Source organism: Mesorhizobium sp. B2-4-1 (genome assembly GCF_006442185.1).
Classification (GTDB): Bacteria; Pseudomonadota; Alphaproteobacteria; order Rhizobiales; family Rhizobiaceae; genus Mesorhizobium.
Window position 1 is genome coordinate 674,238 of record NZ_VFVN01000001.1, and the last position, 23,575, is coordinate 697,812.

Genomic DNA, 23,575 nt, shown 5'->3' on the forward strand with positions numbered 1-23,575 from the left:
CAAGAGATGGCCGGGTTCTTCAAGAAGATATTTTCGTTCGGCAAGAAGGAGGTCGTCGAGGAGCGCGTCGACGAGACCGCCCCGCTGCCGCCGATCAAATGGGATCAGCTCGACACGCTGAAGCCGGCGGCCGAGCAGGCCGTTCCGGAATTCCTGAAGCGGGAGGAGACCCAGGCTCAGCCTCCCGTCGAGCCCGCGCCGCCCGAGGAGCCGACACCCGAGCCTGCCCCGGCCATTCCGCCGGTGCCGGAGCCGACTGTTCCGCCCGAGCCGGAACCGCTGCCGGAGCCGCGGCCGGAGGAGGAACCGGCACCGACGCCCGAGCGCCCGGAGCCGCCGGCACCTGAGGAAGTTCCGACACCTCCGGCCATTCCGGAGCCTGCGCCCGAACCGCGGCCGCAGGAGGTACCGCCGCCAGCGCCCGCCGAGCCGGAAATTGTCCCGTCGCGCCCGGAGCAGCTGCCGGAACCGGCACCCGCCGAAGTACCGACGCCCGCCGAAGTTCCGGTCGAGACACCGGCGCCAATCGAGATTCCTGCGACACCGTCTTCGGCGCAGCCTTCACAGGCCGGCGCCGCCCCTCATCCGCCTGCTGGCACCTTCTCCCCGTATAGTGACGGGGAGAAGGAAGAAGCTGCAACGCCAACGCCTCCCTCTCCCCGTCCTTCACGGGAAGAGGGCGAGGGTGAGGGGCAGCGCCGACCTGTCGAGAACCTGGCACCCAGCGCCGAAACCGCCGCCGAAATCTCGCCGCCGATTCGCCAGCCTGCGCCGATCGAGCCGCAGCCTGTGCGCGCCGAGATCGCGCCGGAACCTGAGGCAGTTCCCGTCCCGCCGAAGGCTGCGCCCGCCCCCGGAAAGGTAACGGTCGCCAGAAAGGTGGAGCAGAAGGCCGAGCCGCAGAAGGCGCCGGAGCCGGCGCCGCGGCGCTCCTGGTTCCAGCGCATGCGGGACGGGCTTGCCCGCTCCTCGCGCGAATTGTCGGGCAACATTGCCGGCGTCTTCACCAAGCGCAAGCTCGACGACGACACGCTGCAGGATCTGGAGGACGTGCTGATCCGCGCCGATCTCGGGCTGGAGACGGCCTTGCGCGTCACCGATTCGCTAGCCGCCAGCCGCTACGGCAAGGATGTCTCCGACGCCGAGGTCCGCACCGTGATGGCGCAGGAGGTCGAGAAGGTGCTGACCCCCGTCGCCCTGCCGCTGGAACTCGACCTCAGCCACAAGCCGCATGTCATCCTGGTGGTCGGCGTCAACGGCACCGGCAAGACCACGACCATCGGCAAGCTGGCGGCCAAACTGACCGATGGCGGCCTGTCGGTGATGCTGGCCGCCGGCGACACCTTCCGAGCCGCCGCCATCGAGCAGCTCAAGATCTGGGGCGAGCGGACGAAATCGCCGGTCATCGCCTCCAAGCTCGGCGCCGATGCCGCCGGCCTCGCCTACGATGCCTTCGAGAAGGCGAAGGAAGCGGGTTCCGACGTGCTGATCATCGACACCGCCGGCCGATTGCAAAACAAGGCCGAGCTGATGGCCGAGTTGGAAAAGATCGTGCGCGTGCTGGGCAAGCTTGATCCGGAAGCCCCGCACACCGTGCTGCAGACGGTCGACGCCACCACCGGCCAGAACGCGCTCAACCAGGTGGAGATCTTCCGCAACATCGCCGGCGTCAACGGCCTGGTGATGACCAAGCTGGACGGCACGGCGCGTGGCGGTATTCTGGTGGCGATCGCGGCAAAACACAGATTGCCGGTCTATTTCATCGGCGTCGGCGAACAGGTCGACGACCTCGAACCGTTCTCGGCAAGCGAATTCGCCAGGGCGATCGCTGGCGTTGCGTAACGGCATGATCCCGGAAGTTGCTTCAACCGGATCGTGCGTAAGAAGGAAGATATGAACCCACCCATTCTCGAACGCGATCCGTCCGACCCGCAGAAAGAGAAGAAGGAAGGCGTCAACCCGCTGCTCAAGCTCGTTCTCGAGCTAGGGCCGCTGCTGGTGTTCTTTTTCGCCAATGCGCGCGGCGAATGGCTGACGCAGAAATTCCCGGCGCTGGCTGAATTCGGCGGCCCGATCTTCGTCGCCACCGGCCTGTTCATGGCCGCCACCGCGATCGCGCTGGTCGCGTCGTGGCTACTCACCCGCACCCTGCCGATCATGCCGATGGTGTCGGGCGTCGTCGTCTTCATCTTCGGCGCGTTGACGCTCTACCTGCAGGACGACATCTTCATCAAGATGAAGCCGACCATCGTCAACACGCTGTTCGGCGGCGTGCTGCTCGGTGGGCTGTTCTTCGGCAGATCGCTGCTCGGCTACGTCTTCGATTCCGCCTTCAGGCTGGATGCCGAGGGCTGGAGAAAACTCACCTTCCGCTGGGGTCTGTTCTTCCTGTTCTTGGCCCTCGTCAACGAGGTGGTGTGGCGGAATTTTTCGACCGATGCCTGGGTTACCTTCAAGGTCTGGGGCATCATGCCGATCACGCTTCTGTTCACCTTCAGCCAGATGCCGCTGATCCTGCGCCATTCGCTGGACGACAAGACCGGCGGCGAAGAGAAGGCCGGCAAGTAAGGCCTGCAAATTGGGGGGAGTGCCATGGAATTCGTTACCACGCGCGAAGAGCTGCGGACGATCTACAAGACGCCGCGTCCGACGGATGGTTCGATCCGCAAGGAATTGAAGGCGCTGGACGGCCATTGCCGCTCCTTCATCGGCAAGAGCCCCTTCGTGCTGATCGGCTCCTCCGACGGCGAAGGCAATGCCGATGTGACGCCCAAAGGCGACAAGCCAGGATTCGCCGCCGTGCTTGACGACAGGACCATCGCCATCCCCGACCGGCCCGGCAACAACCGGCTGGATACGCTGGAGAACATCCTGCTCAACCCGTCGGTCGGGCTGCTGTTCCTCATTCCCGGCATGAACGAGACGCTGCGCGTCAACGGCGACGCCCGCATCACCGTCGACGCGGGTTTGCGCGAACGGCTGGCCGTCGACGGCAAGGAGCCGCAGAGCGTCGTCGTGGTCGCCGTCAAGGCCGCCTACATGCATTGCGCCAAGGCCTTCATGCGCTCCGACTTGTGGAAGCCCAACAGCTGGTACGACCGCGCCACGCTGCCGACGCTCGGTCAGATCCTGCGCGACCAACTGGCGCTCGCCGATTCGGCCGAGGCGACCGACCGCTGGCTGGACGACGAATACAAGCAGACGATGTGGTAGCCTGCGCGGAAGATTCGTCCGAGCGTCGCCTTGCTGAACCTCCTTGCCATTTCCGGCAGCCTGCGGGCGGCCTCCACCAATTCGGGCCTGGTCGCGGCACTGGCGTGGAACGCGCCAGAGGGCTGCCGCGTCGCCATCCATGAAGGACTCGGCCTGCTGCCGATCTTCAACCCCGACGACGAGGGTGAGCGGACGCCGTCCGAAGCGTCCAGGCTGATCGATGCCGTCACCGCCGCCGACGGCGTCATCATCTCATGCCCGGAATATGCGCATGGCGTGCCGGGCGGCCTGAAGAATGCGCTCGACTGGCTGGTCTCGCGCGATGCCGCCGTCGACAAGCCGGCCATGCTGGTGCACGCCTCGCCGCGCTCGCTCTATGCCCGCGCCGCATTGGCGGAGATCATGCGCACCATGTCCTTCGCGCTTCATGACGGCGGGCTGGAGATCGGGCTGCTCGGCAAGAAGCCAGCTGAGGTGGAGGCCGTCCTGGGGGAGCAGGCGAACGCGTTGGCAATGCGAGATGCGTTGTCCGCTTTCGCGGATTTCATTCGCGCGCGTTAGCGCCTACCCTTTTCTCAGCGTCTCGACATCGGTCTTGCCGACATACCAGTCGCGGGCGTTGACCTCCTCGAAGACCACCCAGACATCGTCATTGCCGAGCCCGGTGGCGTCCATGATCGCCGCCGTGACTTTTTTGGCGATGTCGGCTTTCTTGCCGGCCGGATCGGCGGCGATCACTTCCTTGACGATGCGGATGTTGACGAATGGCATGACGTCCTCCCCTTTAATTCAGCTCAGTAGGTCTTGGCGCCGTTCACCATCAGCCGGACCATGTAGAGCGAGGTGGTGCCGGCGATGTAGAGACAGTTCAGCTTGGCGCCGCCGAACACGCAATTGGCCGTCACCTCGGGCACCTTGACCTTGCCGATCAGCGTTCCGTCCGGATCGTAGCAATGGATGCCATCGGCGGCGCTGGTCCAGATGCGCCCGGCATCGTCGAGCCTGAAGCCGTCGAACAGGCCTGCGGTGCAGTCGGCGAAGACTTTTTCACCCGAGACCTTCTTGCCGCCCTCACCGACATTGAATACCCGCATATGCGCCGGGTTCTGCGCGCCATGCGTGCGGCCGGTGTCGACGACATAGAGCTTGCTCTCGTCGAGCGAGAAAGCCAGCCCGTTCGGCCTGACCATGTCGGTGATGACAGCCTCGACATCGCCGGTACCGGGATCGACGCGGTAGACATGGCAGGCGCCGATCTCGCTCTCGGCCTTGTCGCCCTCGTAATCGGTGTCGATGCCGTAGGTTGGATCGGTGAACCAGATCGAGCCGTCCGACTTGACCACCACGTCATTGGGCGAATTCAGCCGCTTGCCCTTCCATTTGGCGGCAATGGTGGTGACCGAACCGTCGAACTCGGTGCGGCTGACGCGGCGCCCCGAATGCTCGCAGGTCACCAGCCGGCCCTGCCGGTCGACGGTGTTGCCGTTGGAATTGCCGCATGGCTGCCGAAACACGCTGACGCTGCCGTCGGTCTCGTCGTAACGCATCATGCGGTTGTTCGGGATGTCGGACCAGACGACATAGCGGCCGGCGGCGAACCAGGCCGGCCCTTCCGCCCATCGGCAGCCGGTGAAGAGCTTATCCACTTGCGCATTGCCGTTGAACAACCGCGCAAAACGCGGATCGAGAATTTCGTAGTCGGCGGCGGCCATTCTTTCCTCCCGGTAACGTTGGCGATCCGGCGGCGATCAAGCCAGCAGGAGATCGATATGGCAAGGTCGGCGCGATGACATTTCCGCAATTTGTAAGACAAAACGACAGGAACCGGCATTCCCATCACGGAAGGGCAATGCGCCGGCGCCGGGGGTGGCGTTCAGGCGCCATTAACCGGCTATGCACATAGCGCAATGGTGCATTGCAACATCTTCTTTTTGCGATGCACTATTCCTATGTCATGCTCCGTATCGATCAAGGGAGGAAGAAACCGGCCGCCAAATGCGGCCCAGAAGGAAACTCGCTATGATCCTCGACAGCCTCTTGACCCGCGCCCGCAGCAGCATTGCCAAGCGCAAGAACTACAACCGCCTCGTCGCTGAAATCGACAGCTTCTCCAGCCGCGATCTGGCCGACATGCGCGCCGACCGCTCGGAAATGCTTTATCAGGTCCACAAGCAGATCTACGGCTGAGCCCGCAACAAGCAGACCAGCGCGCTCCGAGACATTGCTGTTCCTCAACGGTGATGACGAGGGCGCGTGAAAACAGAAGCATTTGACGCGTCGGCGAGCGGCGAACGCTTGTCCTTCAATTGTCGACGCGCCCGAAAGCCGGCACCTCGCCGATGACGGTGCGCCGGTCCTTGCCGCAGGCGAAGGACCGTGCTTTCTCGTCGGCAAGCTTGCGCGCCTGATCGTTGGCGGCAGGATTTCCTGTAGCCAGCACCAGTGCGACCGTGCAGCCGTCGCGCGCATCCATTTGCGCGACCTTGGAGACGAGCAGCACGTCGGTGGGTTTCTTCTCGTCTTCCGGATTGCTGATTGAGCGGCGGTGAATGACCGCGAACGGCACCGCCTTGTCGCCGTCGGTCTCGATGCGCCACTCGATCCTGGCGCCTGAGGAATTGAAGCCGGAGAAACTTTCCCAGACCGATGTCATGTCGCCGCCGGGCGGGAAACCATAAAACAGCGATTCGCGCGCATCGTCATAGGCGATCAGCACCGGATAGCCACGATAGCCCGAACAGGCGAGGTCGGCCCAGTCGCCATCACCGTCCCCGGCCTGCGCATAGGTGACGCAGTCGTTCTTCCAGTCGAGATCGGTGTAGGCGCTCGATATCTCGCCGGCATGCGCTGCCCGGCAGACGCTGGCGAGAACGAGCGGAAGAACCAGGCTGCGCATCGCGGACATCTCCGTTGAAGGTCGCAGCAGCCTATCGCCAAACACTATTTCTTCAAGCTCGCCTCGATCAGCAGATCGGCGTTGATCGCCACCGACGCCGCCGGGCCACCGGCGCCGAACAACTGGCCGCTGATATAGGCGCCTTCGATCAGAAGCAGCAGACCGTCGCCCAGCGTGTCGGCGTCGGCGGCATTCATCGCGGCGGCCATGGCGCGCAGGCGGCGGCGCAGTTCCTGCTTGTTGTCCTCGCTCACCACGCGCGCCGGATGGCCGCGCTCGGGATATTCTACGGCCGCATTGGTCATGCCGCAGCCGCGATAGTCAGGCTTCTGCGTGCGCTTGCCGACGCGGGTCAGGAAGGCTCGGATTTGCGCGCGCGGATCGCTGGGATGGGCGTTCACCGCCTCGTCGAAGCGTTCCCAGAATTCGAGGTCGTATCGGCGCAGATAAGAGGCGGCCAATTCGTCCTTGGAGGGAAAGCTGCGATAGAGGCTGGGCTTGGTGACCCCTGCGCGCCTGACGATCTCATCGACGCCAATTGCCCTGATGCCTTGCCGGTAAAACAGATCGCGCGCCACGCCGAGTATCTTTTCCGCCGCCTTTGGCGGAGCCGACGCGTGAGCGCTGCTGATGGACGGTTCAATTTTATTGTCTGGTGGCATTCGCGGTCTCGGTTGACACTGTTACCGATCGGTACGTATACATGTTTCCATCCTGCAACGTACCGGTCAGTAACATGCTAGCTCAATCCCGTCCATTTGGCCAGCGCTACGCTTTCGTCGTGGTCGCCGTCATCTTTCTCTGCCTGCTGATCGCGGCCGGCCTGCGCTCCGCGCCAGCCGTCATGATGCTGCCGCTGGAGGAAAGTTTCGGCTGGCGGCGCGACGTGGTGTCGCTGGCTGCCGCGGTTGGCATCTTCCTCTACGGCCTGACCGGGCCGTTTGCCGCCGCGCTGATGGAGCGGATCGGGCTGCGGCGCACACTGCTTGCCGCGCTTGTGGTGATGTCGGCCTCCACCGCGCTCAGCCTGCTGATGACCAAGCCATGGCATCTGCTGATCACCTGGGGCGTGTTTTCCGGCGTCGGCTCCGGCGCGGTCGCCACCGTGCTCGGCGCCACCATCGTCAACCGCTGGTTCAAGACCAACCGCGGTCTCGTCATGGGCTTGATGTCGGCCTCCAGCGCCACCGGTCTGCTGGTCTTCCTGCCGCTGCTGGCCTCGCTGGCGCAATCAGGCGGCTGGAAGCCGGTCGTCACCGCCATCTCCGTCGCAACGGCCTGTCTGGTGCCGCTGGTGCTGCTGCTGGTGCCGGAACGCCCGGCATCGATCGGCATGGTGCGCTATGGCGCGGAAGCCGACGACGTGCCGCCGGTACCGCCGGCGGCACAAGGCAATTTCCTGACCCACACGCTGACCACGCTGCGCCGCGCCGCCGGCACGCGCGTCTTCTGGTACCTGTTCGCCACCTTCTTCGTCTGCGGTTTCACCACCAACGGGCTGGTCGGCACGCATCTCATCGCATTTTGCGGCGATATGGGCATCAACGAGGTGCAGGCGGCTGGCCTGTTGTCGATGATGGGCATTTTCGACCTGATCGGCACCACGCTGTCGGGCTGGCTCACCGACCGTTTCGATCCGCGCAAGCTGCTCGGCGTCTATTATGCGATCCGCGGCCTTTCGCTGATCTATCTGCCCTATTCCGGCTTTTCGGCGACTAGTCTGATCATCTTCGCCGTGCTTTACGGTCTCGACTGGATCGCCACCGTGCCGCCGACGCTGCGGCTCGCCAATGAAGCCTTCGGCGACCGCAGCGGCCCGATCGTGTTCGGCTGGATCGTCGCGGGCCATCAGGTGGGCGCGGCAACCGCCGCCTTCTTCGGCGGCACCATGCGCGAACTGCAAGGCAATTACGAACTGGCCTTCCTGATCGCCGGCATGACCGCGATTGCCGCCGCCTGTATCTCGCTCCTGATCAACACCAGCCGGCCGGCGTTCGACCCGGAGCCGCAGGCGGCGTAGTGCGCCTTCGGACGAGGGGCGATCTTTCAATAAGGGGGAGATCGGCAGCTTCGCCAACGGCGCGCAGCCGATCAGTCGGGATAGCAGACTATCGGAACGTTGGGCCAAACCGCGCTATCGCAGTTGGCGCTTTGCTGCCTTTGCTTGAAGGCCGCGCTGACCGGCCCCGTCACCACCGGATCGACCCCATCGGGCGCATCCGCAAAGACCTGTTCGGCGCTCGGGATATCGCTCGGCAGAGCGGGCCGCGCTTCCTTGAGCGTCGCCGCGGATTGAGCGGCGCCGGCAGCCAGCAGCACGGCGAGAGCCGCAGTTGCGAGAATCGGCCGAAATTTGACGACTGCGTTGGTCATGGTGTTCGAACTGCCCGGGCCCGCAAAAGGTTCCCGCCTTGGTTAACAAAACCATTTCACATGGCGATGCTTAAGATTTGATGATTATTTGGTGTCGCGCTTCCTCTTTCGCAAATGCGAAAAACCCTGTATGAGCCGCGCAACACGAAAGAGGCGGCGCCTTTTGGCCTGCTGCCTGCAACGCTCCCGAGACCAGATCATGAACCTCCGCAATATCGCGATCATCGCGCACGTCGACCATGGAAAGACCACCCTTGTCGACCAGCTTCTGAAACAATCCGGCGCCTTCCGCGACAATCAGCGCGTCGCCGAACGCGCCATGGATTCCAACGACCTCGAAAAGGAACGCGGCATCACCATCCTGGCCAAGGCGACCTCGGTCGACTGGAAGGGCACCCGCGTCAACATCGTCGACACCCCCGGCCACGCCGATTTCGGCGGTGAGGTCGAGCGCATCCTGTCGATGGTGGATTCGGCGATCGTGCTGGTCGACGCCGCCGAAGGCCCGATGCCGCAGACCAAGTTCGTCGTCGGCAAGGCGCTCAAGGTCGGCTTGAAGCCCATCGTCGTCATCAACAAGATCGACCGGCCGGACGCCCGCCATGTCGAGGTGGTCAACGAGGTGTTCGACCTGTTTGCCGCGCTCGACGCCACCGACGAGCAGCTCGACTTCCCGATCCTTTATGGTTCGGGGCGCGACGGCTGGGTCTCGGAAAATCCGGAAGGTCCCAAAGACCAAGGCCTGTCGCCGCTGTTCGACCTCGTCCTCAAACATGTGCCCGCGCCGACCGTGCATCCGGGTCCGTTCCGCATGATCGGCACCATCCTGGAAGCCAATCCGTTCCTCGGCCGTATCATCACCGGCCGCATCGAGAGCGGAACGCTGAAGGCCAACCAGGCGGTCAAGGTGCTGCATCATGACGGTACCCAGATCGAAACCGGTCGCATCTCCAAGATACTGGCCTTCCGCGGCCTCGAGCGCCAGCCGATCGAGGAAGCGCAGGCGGGCGACATCGTCGCCATTGCCGGCCTGTCCAAAGGCACCGTCGCCGACACGTTCTGCGACTTGAGCGTGAGCGAGCCGCTGCACGCGCAGCCGATCGATCCGCCGACCGTGACCATGTCTTTTCTCGTCAACGATTCACCGCTGGCCGGCACGGAAGGCGACAAGGTGACCAGCCGCGTCATCCGCGACCGCCTGCTGCGCGAAGCCGAGGGCAATGTCGCGCTCAAGATCGAGGAATCGCCCGACAAGGATTCCTTCTTCGTGTCGGGCCGCGGCGAATTGCAGCTTGCCGTGCTGATCGAGACCATGCGCCGCGAGGGCTTTGAAATCGCCGTGTCGCGGCCGCGCGTCGTCATGCAGAAGGGCGAGAACGGCGAATTGCTGGAGCCGGTCGAGGAAGTCGTCATCGACGTCGACGAGGAGCATGCCGGTGTCGTCGTGCAAAAAATGTCCGAGCGCAAGGCCGAGATGGTCGAATTGCGCCCCTCCGGCGGCAACCGCCAGCGCCTCGTCTTCCACGCGCCGACGCGCGGCCTGATCGGCTACCAGTCGGAACTCTTGACCGACACGCGCGGCACCGCCGTGATGAACCGGCTGTTCCATGCCTATGAGCCCTATAAGGGCGAACTGCCCGGCCGCACCAACGGCGTGCTGATCTCCAACGAGCAGGGCGAGTCCGTCGCCTACGCCATGTGGAACCTGGAGGATCGTGGCCCGATGGTCATCGATCCGGGCGTCAAGGTCTATCAGGGCATGATCATCGGCATCCACTCCCGCGACAACGACCTGGAAGTGAACGTGCTGAAGGGCAAGAAGCTGACCAACATCCGCGCCGCCGGCAAGGACGAGGCGGTCAAGCTGACACCGCCGATCCGCATGACGTTGGAGCGCGCGCTGGCCTGGATCCAGGACGACGAGCTGGTCGAGGTGACACCGAAGACCATCCGCCTGCGCAAGCTTTATCTGGATCCCAACGAGCGCAAGCGCTTCGAGAAATCGTCCAAGGCCGTCGGCGCCGCGTAATTTCTGCTTTCTGATCGTATCCGGGAGGGGCGGAGCACCAGGTGCTTCGCCCCTCTGCCGTTCATCCCCTGGCGGCAGATATGATGGCCTGCCGGTCGGGTTTGCCGGCCAGATCGACGCGGACCGTCGTCCCGTCGCGTGCCGGCTTGCGCAAAGCCTTGGCCCCGTCGCAATCGACAACCAACAGGCCTTTCTCCTCCAGGGCTTGAAGACGCGACCGTGAGATGCCGAGTTCGTTGGCGAGCAAACGATCGAGCCGCAGCGATATCGGCATTTCGAGCCCGAGCCGGAGCTCCAGCACGCTTGCAGCTTCGCTTGTCCCGCCAAGCGCCGTCTTGTGCACGTCGACGTCGGGAAACTCCTCGACACGCCCCACCTGGCCGCGCAGTGCGGTCACATCGAATGCATGGCGCCGGGCAAGTGCTGCATCGTTGCTCTCCAGCGCCCGCAGCAGCGCCGGCTCGATGTCGCGGCGGTTGCGGCGCTCAAAAATGCCGAAATTCCAGGAATTGTCGCAGTTGATACAACGATAGATCAGCCAGGCGTCAATGCGCTTGCCGTTGGCGTTGACGCGGAACTTTCCGCTGCTGCGATAGGCTTTGATGCCGCCGCAGCGATTGCAGGTGGTGAGGGGACGTGGTGCGATTTGAGGCGCGACCGTCCAGCGGATGCGCAGAATAGAAGACATGCCGATAAGCCCTTCCCATCGGGAAGTTCATCAGGTCGGCGATGTCGAGATGCCCAGGCGGGCACGGCGTGGCGGTAGGCTGCGGTTCTTGGGATCAGGCGTCGCGGCGCGCGCGGCAGCGGTTCAGCAGTGCCAAACCGGTCTCGAACCGCCGCCCAGAGGAACACATGAAATGAAAAAAGGCACCGTTGTGGCGGCGCCATGCATTGTGTCGGGGGAGTTGACGAGACCGGCGGTTACGTAGGCAAAGTGAAGCTCGAAATTGTTTTGCGGCGATCTATCTAGCCGCGAGATGCCGGGCCGGCAAGCATGTTGATGCTACCGAAGCTCGATCGCTTGCGCTAATGTCTGGCATTGCTAATGTCTGGCATTGAAGGTTTTCAAGCCGAGATCCTCGCCATGCACCTCACCTCGCTCCTGATCTTCGCCGCCGCGCTCTTCGTGGCCGCCGGTTCGCCGGGTCCTTCGATCGCGGCACTCGTCGCCCGCGTCATCGCCAAGGGATTTCGCGACGTGTTCCCGTTCCTGCTCGCCATGTGGATCGGCGAGGGCATCTGGCTGTCGCTGGCGGTGTTCGGGCTGGCGGTGGTGGCGCAGACTTTCCATTTCGCTTTCGTCATCGTCAAATGGGTCGGCGTCGCCTATCTCGCTTACCTCGCCTGGCAGATGTGGACCGCGCCTGTCGAAGCGAAAGAAGGCGAGATGCCGCGCGAGGACTCGCCCGGCAAACTGTTCTTCGCCGGCATGGCCGTGACGCTCGGCAACCCCAAGATCATGATGTTCTACCTGGCCTTGCTGCCGACCATCATCGACCTTGCTTCGGTGACGGTGGTTGGCTGGATCGAGCTGACGGCGACCATGGCGGTGGTGCTTGTTATCATCGACCTTGCCTGGGTGCTTGCCGCCGCCCAGGCGCGCAAGCTCCTGAAGAGCAAGCGCGCCATGAGAATTGCCAACCGCGTCAGCGCCACCACCATGGCCGGTGCAGCCGCGGCGATCGCGGCGCGCTCGTGACCGTCACATCATTTCGACGATCGGCGCGATCTCGACGCTGAAGGCCGGGTTCATCAGGATCGGGCAATCCCTGGCCTTGGCGACGGCATCGTCGATGTCCCTGGCTTCCACAATCGTGTAGCCGGCGGTCGGGTTGCTGCCGCCATTGTTCTCGACCTTGCCGTCGGGCAGCACCGTCTTCGACATGCCGACCGGATTGCCGCCGTCGACCACGGCCGAGCCGAGCTTGCCGTACCAGCCGTTCCAGGCATCCATCGCGGCTTTGCGTTCGGCCTCCTCGGTCGGCATCTTGCCGGAGCCGTGATAGACATAGAGAAATTTCGCCATGTTCTCCTCCCTTGTTGGCGGCATCGAACCGGCATGCGGTCATGCCGCCCGGCGATCATCGGACCAAACCGGCAAACAAGCAATGAGAATGAGAGGTGGCTAATATATGAGCAGGTAGCCTGCTCGTCACCTTGCCATGGCGTGGTACTCGGGGTTCGGGCGCATATCGATTGCCGCCGCCACCCGGTTCGACATGTTGAAGAAGGCGGCCGTGGAGGCGATGTCCCAGATGTCGCGGTCGGTGAAGCCGGCCATACGCAGGGCCGCTCGGTCGGCTTCGACGATCTTGGCCGGCTCCTCTGTCAGCTTGACCGCGAATTCCAGCATCGCGACCTGCTTCGATGAAAGATCGGCGGCGCGGAAATTCATTACCATCATCTCGCCGAGCGAAGGGTCGCCCGACAGCTGCCGCACGGCGGCGCCATGCGCCGTCAAGCAGTAGTAGCAATGGTTGATGGAGGAGACAGCGACCGCGATCATCTCGCGCTCCAGCTTCGACAGGCCTGAATCGCCCAGCATCAGATCATTGTACATGTCGGTGAAGGCACGCAGCTTCTTGTCGTCGAAGGCATAGGCGCGCAACACGTTGGGGACCAGGCCGAGCTTCTCCTCGCATTTGGTGAAATAGGTCCTGGTCGCATCGCTCAGCTCAGCGGCGGCGAGATCGAGCGCGGTGATCTTGTCGGTCATGGGCATTCCTCCTCGTTTGTCGCCGGCTGCCGCCGAATTGCGATAATTCTTGGCACGCCGTCAAACCTTTGTCGCCAAATAGCGGTCATCTGCTACATAGTCCGCAAAAGCATACGACGGGAGGAAAGAAGCGTCATGGCCAGCGTGAAATCGGCGAGCAGGTCGAAGAAGAAAGCCACGGCGATGCCGAAGACGCAGGAAAGGCCAGCCAGGCTTGCCGACTACCTGCTCGCCCGCGCGCCGGCGGAAGACATTGCCGCCTATGAGGTGGCGGACCTCGAACGCGCCGCGGATCTCGCCGGCCGCGCGGTCGCCGGTCACAAGAAGGGCGCGTGCGCCGTCGCCGTCGATACCGATTCCGGCGTCGTTCGCGAGGGCCGACCCGTCACGATCGTCACCGTCGTCAACGACAATATGCCTTTCCTGTTCGATTCCATACTCGGCGAGATCACCGAGAGTGCCGGCGAGCCGACCCTGGTCACCCACCCCGTCATCACCGTCCGCCATGGCAAGGACGGCGTCGAGGAAATTCTCGGCGACGGCAATTTCGCCAGGGACGACGGCAGCCACGACCGGCTGAGCGTCATTCACGTCCATATTCCCCGGCTGACCCCGGAGCAGGCGAACGGCTTGGCCGAGCGGCTGCGCAAGATACTCGGCCAGGTCCATTCAGCCGTCAGCGACTGGAAGCCGATGCTGGCCCGCCTCGACCAGGCGATCTCGGAATTCCGCTATTCGGCGGTGCCGCTGGACAAGAAGAGCGTGGCCGAGGCGATCGCCTTCCTGGAGTGGCTGCGCGACGACAATTTCACTTTCCTCGGCATGCGCGAATTCACATATGTCGGCGGCGAGGAAAGCGGCACGCTGGAGCGTGCCGACAAGCCTGGCCTGGGCATATTGTCCGATCTGGACGTGCTGGTGCTGCGGCGCGGGACCGAAGCGGTGACGACAACGCCGGAGATCCGAGCCTTCCTGCATGGGCCGGAGCCGCTGATCGTCACCAAGGCCAATGCCAAGTCTTCCGTGCACCGGCGCATCTATCTCGATTATATCGGCATCAAGACCTACACCGCCAAGGGCGCGCTGGCGGGCGAACTGCGCATTGTCGGCCTGTTCACGTCGACCGCCTACACGCGCTCGGTGATGAAGATCCCCTATCTCAGGTCGAAGGCCGAAACCGTCATAGCCAAATCCGGTTTCGACCGGCACGACCATTCCGGCAAGGCGCTGATCAACGTGCTGGAGAGCTATCCGCGCGACGAGCTGTTCCAGGTGCCGGTGCCGATCCTGAGGAAGCATGCCGCGGCCATTCTGGGCCTCGTCGAGAGGCCGCGCGTGCGGGCACTGGTGCGCGCCGACCAGTTCGACCGCTTCGTCTCCATTCTCGTCTTCGTGCCGCGCGACCGTTACGACAGCGTCGTGCGCGAGAAGGTCGGCACCTACCTCAAGACGGTGTTCGAAGGCCGGCTGTCGGCCTACTACCCGGCCTTCCCGGAAGGCGGGCTGGCGCGTGTGCATTTCATCATCGGCCGCTCCGGCGGCAAGACGCCGAAGGTCGAACAGGCAACGATCGAGGCGGCGATCCGCGACATCGTGCGCACCTGGGAGGATGCCCTTTCCGAGGCGGCGGAAACCAGCGGCAGCGACCCGGCGCTGAAGAGGATCGCGGCACGATTTCCGGAAAGCTACCGGGACTCCTTCAGCGCCGGTGTGGCGCTGGTCGATGCCGGGCGTATCGCCAAGATCAGCGCCAGCAATCCGATCGCCATCGATTACTATCGCCATGCCGAGCAGAAGCCGCACCAGGCGGCACTGAAAATCTATCACCATGGCAGCCCGGTGGCGCTGTCGCGGCGCGTGCCGGTGCTGGAAAACATCGGCTTCCGCGTCATCAGCGAGCGCACCTTCGAGGTCGGCGACGACAAGGCCGGGAATAGCGGCCAGCCCGGCATGATCAATAGTGATCAACCCGGCACCGTCTTCATCCACGACATGGAGCTGGAGAACAGCTACGGAAAGCCGATCGACCTCAGCAATGGCGGCGCGCTGTTCGAGGACGCGTTCCTGTCGGTGTGGCGCGGCGACGTCGACAATGACGGCTACAACGGCCTTGCCCAGACCGCCGGCCTGTGGTCGGGCGAAATCACCATCCTGCGCGCCTATGGGCGGTATTTGCAGCAGGCCGGAATTCCGCAGAGCCAGGATTTCATCGCCGCGGCCCTCAACCGCTATCCCGAGATCGCACGCGGCCTGCACGCGCTGTTCATCGCCCGGCTCGGCCCGACAGCCGAGACGGAAGGCGTGGTGGCGGCAAAGCATCTCAAGGCCAAGATCAGGGACGCGCTGGAAGACGTTCCCAACATCGACGACGACGCCATCATCCGCCGCTACCTCAATCTCATCGAAGCCTCGCTGCGCACCAATCATTTCGTTGCCGATACGAAAGCCAAGGGCCAGTCGCTGGCGATCAAATTCGATTCGCGTTCGGTCGACGGATTGCCCGAGCCGCGACCGTGGCGGGAAATCTTCGTCTACGGCTCTGAGGTCGAGGGCGTGCATCTGCGCTTCGGTCCGGTGGCGCGCGGCGGCCTGCGCTGGTCGGACCGCGCCCAGGATTACCGCACGGAGGTGCTCGGCCTGGTCAAAGCACAGCAGGTCAAGAACGCGGTCATCGTGCCGGTCGGCGCCAAGGGCGGGTTCTATCCGAAGAAGCTGCCGATGAGCGCCGGCCGCGACGCCATCTTCGAAGCCGGCACCTCGGCCTACAAGAACTTCGTTTCCAGCCTTTTGTCGATCACCGACAATATCGGCCTCGACGGCGTCATCCCGCCGGCCGGCGTTGTCAGGCGCGACCAGGACGATCCCTATTTCGTCGTTGCCGCCGACAAGGGCACGGCAACTTTCTCGGACACCGCCAACGCCATCAGTGAAAGCCATGGCTTCTGGCTTGACGATGCCTTCGCCAGCGGCGGTTCGGCCGGGTACGACCATAAGAAGATGGGCATCACCGCCAAGGGCGCGTGGGAGGCGGTCAAGCGGCATTTCCGCGAGATGAACCGCGACATCCAGACCACGCCCTTCTCCGTCGTCGGGGTGGGCGACATGTCGGGCGACGTGTTCGGCAACGGCATGCTGTTGTCACCGAAGACAAGGCTGATCGCAGCCTTCGACCACCGCGACATCTTCATCGATCCCGATCCCGACATGGCGGCATCGATGGCCGAGCGCCAGCGCATGTTCGCTCTTCCCCGTTCGAGCTGGCAGGACTACGACAAGAGCAAGCTCTCCGAGGGCGGCGTCATCGTCTCGCGCGGCCAGAAATCGATCACCTTGCCGGCCGCTGCTGCTGCTGCGATCGGCCTCAACAAGACGACCGCCACGCCGGTCGAGATCATGAGCGCCATCCTCAAGGCGCCGGTCGACCTCTTGTGGTTCGGCGGCATCGGCACGTATTTGCGGGCCTCGACCGAGACCAACGCCGAGGTCGGTGATCGCGCCAACGACGCCGTCCGCATCACCGCGCTCGACGTGCGCGCCAAGGTGATCGGCGAGGGCGCCAATCTCGGGGTGACGCAGCGCGCGCGCATCGAATTCGGCATGAATGGCGGGCGTTGCAATTCCGACGCCATCGACAATTCGGGCGGGGTCAACTGTTCCGACGTCGAGGTCAATATCAAGATCGCGCTGGCGTCCGCCATGCGCAAAGGGTCGTTGACCCGGCCTGCGCGCGACAAGCTTCTCGCCGAGATGACCGGCGAGGTCGGCGAGCTGGTCCTGTCCAACAACTACCAGCAGACGCTGGCGCTCTCCATCGCCCGCAAGCGCGGCCTCGCCGACATCGCCCACCAGGCCCGCTTCATGTCGGCGCTGGAAGCACGCGGCCTGCTCGACCGCACGGTCGAGACGTTGCCTTCGCCGGCGGCCCTTGCCGAGCGCGAGGCGCGCGGCGAGCCGCTGACCAGGGCCGAGCTCGGCGTGCTGCTCGCCTATGCCAAGATCGTGCTGTTTTCCGACATCGTCGCAAGCGACGTGCCTGACGAGCCGCATTTCGACCGCGACCTGATGGGTTATTTCCCCGACCGGATGGCGAAGAAATATGCCGCTGAGATACACGGCCATCGCCTGCGCCGCGAGATCATCGCCCGCGTCGTCGCCAATGAGCTGGTCAACCGCGGCGGTCCCTCCTTCGTCAACCGGTTGCGGGAAGCAACGGGGCGCACCGCCGCCGACGTGGTGCGCACCTTCGCCGTGGTGCGCGACGGCTTTGCCTTGCCGGCGCTTTACCGCGAGATCGACGCACTCGACAATCAGATCGACGGCCAGATGCAGCTCGATCTCTACCAGGCGGTCAGCCGGCTGATCTACGTGACCAGCGGCTGGTACTTGAAGAACGACGCCGGCACGGCGCCGCTTGCCCAGCGCATCGCCGAATTGCAGGAGGCTCGCAAGGCGCTGGAGCCGAAACTCGTTTCGCTGCTCCCCGATTATTCGCGCGAACGGATCGACGAGAAGCGGCATGGACTGGTCAAGGCCGGGGCGCCGGACAGGCTGGCAGCGCAACTGGCGCTGGCCGATGTGGCGGAGCTGATCCCCGACATCGCGCTGACGGCGCGAACGGCAGGCGCCGACATCGTCGCCGCGGCGAAGGCCTTCTTCGCGGTCAGCGACGCCTTCCGTATTCCGCGCGTCGAGGAGGCGGCCCGCTCCATCACACCGGCGGACTATTACGACCAGCTCGCCCTGTCGCGCGCCACCGACACGATCGGGACCGCGCGGCGCGGCATCGCGGTGGCGGCACTCGTGAACCACGCCGGGGCAGCCGACCCGGTGGCGGCGTGGCTGGAGGCCGGCGGGGAGAGGATCGGCCGCACCCGCGAACGGCTGCAGGCGCTGACCGAGGGCGGCGACATCACCGTGTCGCGGCTGTCGGTGGCATCGGGCCTGATGAGCGATCTGACAGGGATGTGAGCCATCGCCTGACGTACCCTTCCCAGGCGGGTGCCCTGCGAAGCAGCGGGGAGGGGCGGCGCCGGACGCCACCCGGACCTTCGGTCCGACCTCCCACAAGGGGGAGCTAGGGTCGGCGCCCTTGCTCTCGTCGGAATGAAGGCGGGTAAGCCAAAGAACGGCCGCGCGACTCGTGTTCGTTTGCATGACCAGCGGAAAACATGCAGACATGGGGTGAACCGCCCAACGAAACGAAGGCGACCGGAGGGGACATGGCCGAAGTAGCAGTGCAGCGGGCGTCCGGGCGCGGCATCTGGGGGTGGATGTTGTTCGACTGGGCGGCGCAGCCCTTCTTCACGGTCGTCACCACCTTCATCTTCGGCCCCTATTTCGTTTCGCGCATGGCCAGCGATCCGACCACCGGCCAGGCCGTCTGGGGCTACGGCATCGCCGCGGCCGGACTGGTCATCGCCGTGCTGTCGCCGATCCTCGGTTCGATCGCCGACCAGACCGGGCCGCGCAAGCCGTGGATCGCCTTCTTCGCGGCGATCAAGATCGCCAGCCTGGCGCTGCTGTGGCTCGCCGCGCCCGGCTCGAACCTGTTCCTGATCGTGGCATTGTTCTCGCTGGCCTCGGTGGCGGCTGAATTCTCCACCGTCTTCAACGATTCCATGATGCCGCGCCTGGTGCCGAAGGGCGAGATCGGCCGCATCTCCAACATGGCCTGGGGGCTTGGCTATCTCGGCGGTATGATCGCGCTGATCTTCGTCGTGCTGTTCCTGGCCGGATCGCAGGAGACCGGCAAGACCATCATCGGCCTCGACCCGCTGTTCGGGCTGGACCCGAAGCTCGGCGAGGATGCCCGCGCCACCGGGCCGCTGTCGGCCGGCTGGTATTTCCTGTTCATCCTGCCGATGTTCCTCTTCACTCCCGATGCCATCAAAGGCATCCCGATCAAGCCTGCGGTGCGCGAAGGCCTGTCGGAGCTGAAGTCGACCTTGGTCGAGGTGCGCAGGCGCGGCGGCATCTTCCGCTTCCTCGTCGCCCGCATGATCTATCAGGACGGCGTCAATGCGCTGCTGGCGCTCGGCGGCACCTTCGCGGCCGGCATGTTCCAGTGGTCGATCACCGAGATCGGCATGTTCGGCATCATCCTCAACGTCGTCGCCATCTTCGGCTGCTGGATCGCTGCGCGGCTCGACACCGCGCTCGGCTCCAAGGCGGTGGTGATGATCGCGCTGGTCATGCTTTCGGTCGCCACCATCGGCGTCGTCTCGACCGGCCCCGGCTTCACGCTGCTCGGGCTTATCCAGCTCTCGACCACCGATTCCGGGGGCCTGTTCGGCACCGCCGCGGAAAAGGCCTACATCCTCTATGGATTGCTGATCGGGCTCGCCTTCGGGCCGGTGCAGGCGTCATCGCGGTCCTATATGGCGCGCAGCGTTACGGCGTCGGAATCCGGCCGCTATTTCGGCATCTATGCGCTGGCCGGGCGCGCGACCAGTTTCCTGGCGCCGTTCTTGGTGGCGACCATCACGGCGGTGAGCGATTCGGCGCGGCTCGGCATGGCGGTTATCATCCTGTTCCTGGCCATAGGCATGGCGATCCTGATCAGGACGCCGTATCCGGCGGACCGGGCGGCGGAGTGATTTACCCTCCCCCTTGTGGGGAGGGTCGATCCGCGAAGCGGAGCGGGGTGGGGGACGGCGCTGCCCCCCCGTCTCACGAGCTTTGCTTCGCAAACATCGCTCGCCGACCCTCCCCACAAGGGGGAGGGTGAGGCGCTCAATGTCTGAAGTGTCTCACGCCCGTGAACACCATGGCGATGCCATGCTCGTCGGCGGCGGCAACCACATCGTCGTCGCGCATCGAGCCGCCGGGCTGGATCACCGCCGTGGCGCCGGCCTCGATGGCCGACAGCAGGCCGTCGGCGAAGGGGAAGAAGGCGTCGGAGGCGACGACAGAGCCCTTGGTCAGCGGCTCGGCCCAGCCCGCCGCTTCCGCAGCGTCGAGTGCCTTGCGGGCAGCGATGCGCGAGGAATCGACGCGGCTCATCTGTCCGGCGCCGATGCCTACCGTGGCGCTGTCCCTTGCGTAGACGATGGCGTTCGATTTGACGTGCTTGGCGACGCGGAAGGCGAATTTCAGGTCGGCCAGTTCGGCCGGCGTCGGCGCCCGTTTCGTCACCACCTTCAGTTCGAGGTCGTCGACGACGGCGTTGTCCCTGCCCTGCACCAGCAGGCCGCCGGCGACGGATTTGACGGTTGTGCCGATCGCGCGCGGATCCGGCAGGCCGCCCGCGACCAGCAGGCGCAGGTTCTTCTTCGCGGCCACGATCGCTGCCGCCTCGTCGGTGGCGCCGGGCGCGATAATGACCTCGGTGAAGGTCTTCACGATCTCTTCGGCGGCCTCGGCGTCAAGGATGCGATTGACAGCGACAATGCCGCCATAGGCCGAGACCGGGTCGCAGGCCAGCGCCCTGGCGTAGGCCGCCTTCAGCGTCGAACCCTCGGCGACGCCGCACGGGTTGGCATGCTTGATGATGGCGACGGCGGCCGAGCGCGCCGGGTCGAACTCGCCGGCCAGCTCGAAGGCGGCGTCGGTATCGTTGATGTTGTTGTAGGAAAGCTGCTTGCCCTGGAGCTGGCGCGCGGTGGCCACGCCCGGCCGCTTGTCGCCATTGACATAGAAGCCGGCGCCCTGGTGCGGGTTCTCGCCATAGCGCATCACGGTCTCCAGCCTGCCGCCGAAGGCGCGCCAGGTCGGGTGCTCGATCTCCAGCGCCTCGGCGAACCAGCCCGAGATTGCCGCGTCATAGCTGGCGGTGCGGGCAAAAGCCTTGGCCGCGAGCTTCTTGCGGAAATCCAGCGAAAGCGAGCCGATATTCATCTCCAGCGCATTGAGCACGGAGGCATAGTCGCCGGGGTCGGTGACGATGGCGACATAGGCGTGGTTCTTGGCCGAGGCGCGGATCATCGCCGGGCCGCCAATGTCGATGTTCTCGACGATCGCCGCGTAGTCGGCGCCGGAGCGGCGGACTTCCTCGAACGGATAGAGATTGCAGACGACCAGGTCGATCGGCTCGATGCCATATTTGTGCATCGCCGCGGCGTGATCGGGATCATCGCGAACGCCGAGCAGGGCGCCATGCACCGACGGGTGCAGGGTCTTGACGCGGCCATCCATGATCTCGGGAAAGCCGGTGAGCTCGGAGACGTCGCGGACCGCCAGGCCCGCATCGGCGATCGCTTTTGCCGTGCCGCCGGTCGACACCAGCTCGACGCCGGAAGCGGCGAGCGCCCTGGCGAGATCGATGAGGCCGGTCTTGTCGAAGACGGAGAGCAGCGCGCGACGCACGGGAACGAGGTCGGGAGCGGGAATGTTCTTGGCGGCGACGGCCATGGGCGTGCTTTCACGGCTGGAGGGGCAGGCCCGCGCCGTATCATATGAGATCAGGAAATCAAGGCGCAAGCTCGGTCAGCGCAGGCGCGGTCAGTTGTTTTCGGGATAGCCGGCGATTGAGGTGCGGGTGAGCTGCCAGTGGACTTCGGCGATGTCGGACGGCTTGAAGGCAAGCACGATCTGCCGGCTGCGGCGCGGGCCGCCGAGACCGGCGAAGTAGATCGATTCCTCGACCTCCGGCACCATCTCGGTGCAGGTGAACACCCAGCTATCGGCCTGCTCGGCGGTCAGCACCAGGCGGTCATGCTCGTCCTGCAAAAGGTTGATGTCGGGATGGACGTGGAAGCGCACGGTGACGAAATCGCGGCCATTGTTGCGGATCACCGCACCTCCAGGACGCTGGAAGCGGTCCCTGCCAGTCAGCACATTGCCGTTCGAGGACAGTTTCAGCTCGCGCTCGTGCAGGAAACCGAAGCGCTGGATATAGCCGTCATGGCGGGCGATGAAGCCTTGAACGCCCTTCTGGTCGATACGCTTGCACTGCACATGCTGCGGGCCGCCGATCAAAGGCGACCCCAGAAGATCGTTGATGCGCAGCGAATGGCTGAACCGCGCCGACGAGGTGTCGTTGATGGTGGCGGTCGAATGCGCGGCGGTGGCGCGGGCCAGGGGCCGGAATTCGGCGGCGCCATAGGTGTCGATGCCGGCATTGACGATGTAGTGCTGGCGGCCCGACGACAGCTCGAACGCAAGGCAGCTGGCATGGGCGGCATTGGAGACGTGGACGGGCGGCGGCAGGCCGGTGTCGGCGATGACGGTGACGCCACCCATGGACAGCCGCTCATAGCCCGAATGCGGTGCATGCAGCAGCGGCGAGCCGGCGGTGTCGTCGTGGCGCAGGATGCTGGCGATGCGGTCATGGATGGTGGCGCCCATGCCGTTGAAGCGGGCGAGGCTGCCGTCCTGGTGGCGGAAGAAGCGCAGCGCCGGCAGCATCCTGTCGATGGCGCCGATCAGGGCCTGTGGCGGCGCTTCCGCCTGGTTGGCGTAGGTCTGCCGCAGCGGCAAAAGGTCGGCGAGGATTTCCAGCACCGCCATTGGGTTGCGCGAGATGTGGCCGCCATCAGGAAGGATCTGGCGGTCCAGTTCCTCGGCGAGGTTGCGGGTGGCGCCGCGCAGCGCCGATGCGGGCGCCGGCAGCGACAGGGCGGCGAAGGCGAGGGCGATGCGGGCGCGCAGCCTGTCCTTGCCGTCAGGCATTTCGCGCGCCATCGACCTGAGGTAGCGGATCTGGACGGCCAGCGATTTCAGGAAGGCGCGGTAGAACGGGAATTCAGCGCCTTGCAGCACGATCGAGGAATGCTGCAGCCAGGCGATGATGCGCTTGGCGGCCGTGCCGGGCTCCCAGGCGATGCCGGAAATGTTGTTTCCATGCGTGGCGATCCAGTCGGACACCAGCGCACGCGCATTGGCGGCGGCAAGCTCGGTGCCGGCGGCGCGCATGTGACGCAGCCAGCGAAAGCCATGCAGCGTCTTCTGCCAGCCGTAATTGGGAACGCTGATCTGGAAGGGCGACTTGCCGCCGGTCTCGACCATATGTCCCGACAGGGGATAGCGGCCATAGTAGATCTCGAGCGCGATCTGCGGGTCGGCCAGCCGCAGGTCCGGCGGCGCGATCAGCACCCGTTCGGGCGTGCGGCCGGAATAGCGCCAGCGATAGACCGGTCCGGCACGCAGGCGCCGGCGCGTTTTGCGCCAAAACTCCTTCGCGACAAGCGCCCACAGACGCGTCGTGTTGCCGGCAGCAAGTGCCAAAACCCCTCCTGATCGTCCTCTATCCCAAGGGCAAGCTTATCTGATTCAACGATTCATGCGAAGGCGAATTCCCACGAGCGGTGACGCTGCGCCTGGCTTGGCCGCGGTGGCTCCCCAAAAAAGTCAGCAGCTTCCTATGCTTAAACCTTGGAGCGGTTCAGTGCCCTATGGGCATCCATAC

Annotated in this window: 20 protein-coding genes; 10 read left to right on the forward strand and 10 right to left on the reverse strand. The window is 64.7% G+C overall.

Annotation, left to right across the window (positions count from 1 at the left end):
- The first annotated feature begins 6 nt into the window (after window positions 1–6).
- The 4 genes from ftsY to FJ949_RS03495 are packed head-to-tail and all read left to right on the forward strand — an operon-like array spanning window position 7 to window position 3,774.
- A complete protein-coding gene (gene ftsY, locus FJ949_RS03480; protein WP_140492836.1) occupies window positions 7–1,842 on the forward strand; it encodes a signal recognition particle-docking protein FtsY in 1,836 nt (611 codons plus the stop codon).
- A 51-nt stretch (window positions 1,843–1,893) separates the two neighbouring features.
- Window positions 1,894–2,568 (forward strand): septation protein A, encoded by a 675-nt coding sequence (locus tag FJ949_RS03485; protein ID WP_140492839.1) that lies wholly within the window; start codon window positions 1,894–1,896, stop codon window positions 2,566–2,568.
- A 24-nt stretch (window positions 2,569–2,592) separates the two neighbouring features.
- Window positions 2,593–3,213 carry a pyridoxamine 5'-phosphate oxidase family protein gene (locus FJ949_RS03490; protein ID WP_140492842.1) on the forward strand — a complete coding sequence of 207 codons (621 nt, stop codon included), beginning with the start codon at window positions 2,593–2,595 and terminating at the stop codon, window positions 3,211–3,213.
- 30 nt (window positions 3,214–3,243) lie between these two features.
- A complete protein-coding gene (locus FJ949_RS03495; protein WP_140492845.1) occupies window positions 3,244–3,774 on the forward strand; it encodes an NADPH-dependent FMN reductase in 531 nt (176 codons plus the stop codon).
- Window positions 3,775–3,777: 3 nt separating this feature from the next.
- On the opposite strand, the gene FJ949_RS03500 is transcribed toward FJ949_RS03495, so the two are convergent.
- Complete coding sequence (locus FJ949_RS03500) at window positions 3,778–3,984, reverse strand: 4-oxalocrotonate tautomerase family protein (protein ID WP_013892236.1); 207 nt, start codon at window positions 3,982–3,984, stop codon at window positions 3,778–3,780.
- A gap of 23 nt (window positions 3,985–4,007) precedes the next feature.
- A complete protein-coding gene (locus FJ949_RS03505; RefSeq protein ID WP_140492848.1) occupies window positions 4,008–4,925 on the reverse strand; it encodes an SMP-30/gluconolactonase/LRE family protein in 918 nt (305 codons plus the stop codon).
- 307 nt (window positions 4,926–5,232) lie between these two features.
- Here FJ949_RS03505 and FJ949_RS03510 point away from each other — a divergent pair, with 307 nt between their 5' ends.
- Window positions 5,233–5,400: a hypothetical protein gene (locus tag FJ949_RS03510; RefSeq protein WP_140492852.1), complete on the forward strand. Its 168-nt coding sequence runs from the start codon at window positions 5,233–5,235 to the stop codon at window positions 5,398–5,400.
- A 115-nt stretch (window positions 5,401–5,515) separates the two neighbouring features.
- On the opposite strand, the gene FJ949_RS03515 is transcribed toward FJ949_RS03510, so the two are convergent.
- The gene (locus FJ949_RS03515) at window positions 5,516–6,109 is read right to left on the reverse strand and encodes a hypothetical protein (protein ID WP_140492855.1); all 594 of its coding nucleotides are present in this window, start codon (window positions 6,107–6,109) and stop codon (window positions 5,516–5,518) included.
- A 44-nt stretch (window positions 6,110–6,153) separates the two neighbouring features.
- Window positions 6,154–6,771: a TetR/AcrR family transcriptional regulator gene (locus FJ949_RS03520; protein WP_140492858.1), complete on the reverse strand. Its 618-nt coding sequence runs from the start codon at window positions 6,769–6,771 to the stop codon at window positions 6,154–6,156.
- A gap of 74 nt (window positions 6,772–6,845) precedes the next feature.
- Here FJ949_RS03520 and FJ949_RS03525 point away from each other — a divergent pair, with 74 nt between their 5' ends.
- A complete protein-coding gene (locus FJ949_RS03525; RefSeq protein ID WP_140880322.1) occupies window positions 6,846–8,129 on the forward strand; it encodes an MFS transporter in 1,284 nt (427 codons plus the stop codon).
- Between the two features lie 71 nt (window positions 8,130–8,200).
- Here FJ949_RS03525 and FJ949_RS03530 read toward each other — a convergent pair whose 3' ends face one another.
- Window positions 8,201–8,428: a hypothetical protein gene (locus tag FJ949_RS03530; RefSeq protein WP_224518939.1), complete on the reverse strand. Its 228-nt coding sequence runs from the start codon at window positions 8,426–8,428 to the stop codon at window positions 8,201–8,203.
- Window positions 8,429–8,681: 253 nt separating this feature from the next.
- Here FJ949_RS03530 and typA point away from each other — a divergent pair, with 253 nt between their 5' ends.
- Window positions 8,682–10,511, forward strand: a complete 1,830-nt coding sequence (gene typA, locus FJ949_RS03535) for a translational GTPase TypA (protein WP_140492867.1) — start codon at window positions 8,682–8,684, stop codon at window positions 10,509–10,511.
- Window positions 10,512–10,572: 61 nt separating this feature from the next.
- Here the strand turns inward: typA and FJ949_RS03540 are convergent, their stop codons facing one another.
- Window positions 10,573–11,199: a DUF1062 domain-containing protein gene (locus tag FJ949_RS03540; protein ID WP_140492870.1), complete on the reverse strand. Its 627-nt coding sequence runs from the start codon at window positions 11,197–11,199 to the stop codon at window positions 10,573–10,575.
- Between the two features lie 399 nt (window positions 11,200–11,598).
- Here FJ949_RS03540 and FJ949_RS03545 point away from each other — a divergent pair, with 399 nt between their 5' ends.
- A complete protein-coding gene (locus tag FJ949_RS03545; protein WP_140493494.1) occupies window positions 11,599–12,213 on the forward strand; it encodes a LysE family translocator in 615 nt (204 codons plus the stop codon).
- 3 nt (window positions 12,214–12,216) lie between these two features.
- Here the strand turns inward: FJ949_RS03545 and FJ949_RS03550 are convergent, their stop codons facing one another.
- Window positions 12,217–12,540 carry a YciI family protein gene (locus FJ949_RS03550; protein WP_140492873.1) on the reverse strand — a complete coding sequence of 108 codons (324 nt, stop codon included), beginning with the start codon at window positions 12,538–12,540 and terminating at the stop codon, window positions 12,217–12,219.
- Between the two features lie 126 nt (window positions 12,541–12,666).
- Window positions 12,667–13,230: a peroxidase-related enzyme gene (locus FJ949_RS03555; protein ID WP_140492877.1), complete on the reverse strand. Its 564-nt coding sequence runs from the start codon at window positions 13,228–13,230 to the stop codon at window positions 12,667–12,669.
- Window positions 13,231–13,365: 135 nt separating this feature from the next.
- On the opposite strand from FJ949_RS03555, the gene FJ949_RS03560 reads away from it, so the two are divergent.
- Together FJ949_RS03560 and FJ949_RS03565 are read left to right on the forward strand one after the other, a co-directional pair.
- A complete protein-coding gene (locus FJ949_RS03560) occupies window positions 13,366–18,198 on the forward strand; it encodes an NAD-glutamate dehydrogenase (protein ID WP_140492880.1) in 4,833 nt (1,610 codons plus the stop codon).
- A 251-nt stretch (window positions 18,199–18,449) separates the two neighbouring features.
- A complete protein-coding gene (locus tag FJ949_RS03565; protein WP_140492883.1) occupies window positions 18,450–19,826 on the forward strand; it encodes an MFS transporter in 1,377 nt (458 codons plus the stop codon).
- Window positions 19,827–19,962: 136 nt separating this feature from the next.
- Here the strand turns inward: FJ949_RS03565 and purH are convergent, their stop codons facing one another.
- Together purH and FJ949_RS03575 are read right to left on the reverse strand one after the other, a co-directional pair.
- Window positions 19,963–21,579 carry a bifunctional phosphoribosylaminoimidazolecarboxamide formyltransferase/IMP cyclohydrolase gene (gene purH / locus FJ949_RS03570; protein ID WP_140492888.1) on the reverse strand — a complete coding sequence of 539 codons (1,617 nt, stop codon included), beginning with the start codon at window positions 21,577–21,579 and terminating at the stop codon, window positions 19,963–19,965.
- Between the two features lie 90 nt (window positions 21,580–21,669).
- Window positions 21,670–23,394, reverse strand: a complete 1,725-nt coding sequence (locus FJ949_RS03575) for a heparinase II/III family protein (protein WP_140492891.1) — start codon at window positions 23,392–23,394, stop codon at window positions 21,670–21,672.
- Window positions 23,395–23,575: the final 181 nt, after the last annotated feature.

Excerpts from the sequence above, each read along its gene's own strand:
- ftsY (WP_140492836.1), top strand. The coding sequence starts at position 7 with ATGGCCGGGTTCTTCAAGAAGATATTTTCGTTCGGCAAGAAGGAGGTC.
- FJ949_RS03485 (WP_140492839.1), top strand. The coding sequence starts at position 1,894 with ATGAACCCACCCATTCTCGAACGCGATCCGTCCGACCCGCAGAAAGAG.
- FJ949_RS03490 (WP_140492842.1), top strand. The coding sequence starts at position 2,593 with ATGGAATTCGTTACCACGCGCGAAGAGCTGCGGACGATCTACAAGACG.
- FJ949_RS03500 (WP_013892236.1), bottom strand. The coding sequence starts at position 3,984 with ATGCCATTCGTCAACATCCGCATCGTCAAGGAAGTGATCGCCGCCGAT.
- FJ949_RS03505 (WP_140492848.1), bottom strand. The coding sequence starts at position 4,925 with ATGGCCGCCGCCGACTACGAAATTCTCGATCCGCGTTTTGCGCGGTTG.
- FJ949_RS03510 (WP_140492852.1), top strand. The coding sequence starts at position 5,233 with ATGATCCTCGACAGCCTCTTGACCCGCGCCCGCAGCAGCATTGCCAAG.
- FJ949_RS03515 (WP_140492855.1), bottom strand. The coding sequence starts at position 6,109 with ATGCGCAGCCTGGTTCTTCCGCTCGTTCTCGCCAGCGTCTGCCGGGCA.
- FJ949_RS03520 (WP_140492858.1), bottom strand. The coding sequence starts at position 6,771 with ATGCCACCAGACAATAAAATTGAACCGTCCATCAGCAGCGCTCACGCG.
- FJ949_RS03525 (WP_140880322.1), top strand. The coding sequence starts at position 6,846 with ATGCTAGCTCAATCCCGTCCATTTGGCCAGCGCTACGCTTTCGTCGTG.
- typA (WP_140492867.1), top strand. The coding sequence starts at position 8,682 with ATGAACCTCCGCAATATCGCGATCATCGCGCACGTCGACCATGGAAAG.
- FJ949_RS03540 (WP_140492870.1), bottom strand. The coding sequence starts at position 11,199 with ATGTCTTCTATTCTGCGCATCCGCTGGACGGTCGCGCCTCAAATCGCA.
- FJ949_RS03545 (WP_140493494.1), top strand. The coding sequence starts at position 11,599 with ATGCACCTCACCTCGCTCCTGATCTTCGCCGCCGCGCTCTTCGTGGCC.
- FJ949_RS03550 (WP_140492873.1), bottom strand. The coding sequence starts at position 12,540 with ATGGCGAAATTTCTCTATGTCTATCACGGCTCCGGCAAGATGCCGACC.
- FJ949_RS03555 (WP_140492877.1), bottom strand. The coding sequence starts at position 13,230 with ATGACCGACAAGATCACCGCGCTCGATCTCGCCGCCGCTGAGCTGAGC.
- FJ949_RS03560 (WP_140492880.1), top strand. The coding sequence starts at position 13,366 with ATGGCCAGCGTGAAATCGGCGAGCAGGTCGAAGAAGAAAGCCACGGCG.
- FJ949_RS03565 (WP_140492883.1), top strand. The coding sequence starts at position 18,450 with ATGGCCGAAGTAGCAGTGCAGCGGGCGTCCGGGCGCGGCATCTGGGGG.
- purH (WP_140492888.1), bottom strand. The coding sequence starts at position 21,579 with ATGGCCGTCGCCGCCAAGAACATTCCCGCTCCCGACCTCGTTCCCGTG.